Source organism: Massilia sp. 05N420 (assembly GCF_056397205.1).
Genome location: NZ_JBFTMX010000112.1, coordinates 1 through 630, shown reverse-complemented (window position 1 = coordinate 630; position 630 = coordinate 1). Strand labels below are relative to the sequence as shown.

1 protein-coding gene is annotated in these 630 nt (G+C 60.0%); it reads left to right on the top strand.

Annotated features, from left to right (window positions below):
- Positions 1 to 375: FAD-dependent oxidoreductase (locus tag AC1DIX_RS27515; RefSeq protein ID WP_477328489.1), on the top strand; the 375-nt coding region annotated here is incomplete at its 5' end.
- Between the last annotated feature and the right edge of the window lie 255 nt (positions 376 to 630).

The window sequence follows — 630 nt, the reverse complement described above, 5'->3', positions numbered from 1 at the left end:
GCCCTGATCACCGATTGCGAGTGTAACCTGGTCGCGCGCGTCCTTCATACGCTTCCGCAAGACCACCGATGGGAACGGGTTTCAGGCGTCACCTTGCTTGGTGATGCGGCCCATCTGATGATCCCGTCCGGTGAAGGGGCCAATCTCGCCATGCTCGATGGCGCCGAGCTTGGCAAAAGCATTGCAGCCAGCCCTGGCGATATCGAGACGGCACTTGCTTGCTACGAACAGCAACTCTTCCCGCGCAGCCATTCGGCTGCGATCGAAGCGGCAGAACTGGTCCAGCTGATGTTTGCCGAAGACGCGCCCTACGGCCTTGTTGAGGCATTTGCGCAGGATCTGCTCGGCAAGCCTAAGGCGGCAACCAAGGCCTGATCCATGGGGCGGTTCCGGAAAAACTCTCGGCGGAGAGGATCGCCGGGACCTTGCAAGAGTGCCACGATGGGGTACCGTAACCTCTATACACCGGGAAAGTCGATGATCTCGATAGCGGACCGATCAGAGATTGCAATTGGCGTCGGGATCATCGCCGACCGAACGCGGTAAAATGCAGCAGACACGAATCCATCGGCTGCAAGGGTCATCGCCCCAAGAAGTGCTTGCGCTGACGCCCGCCCGCAAGGTAACCGG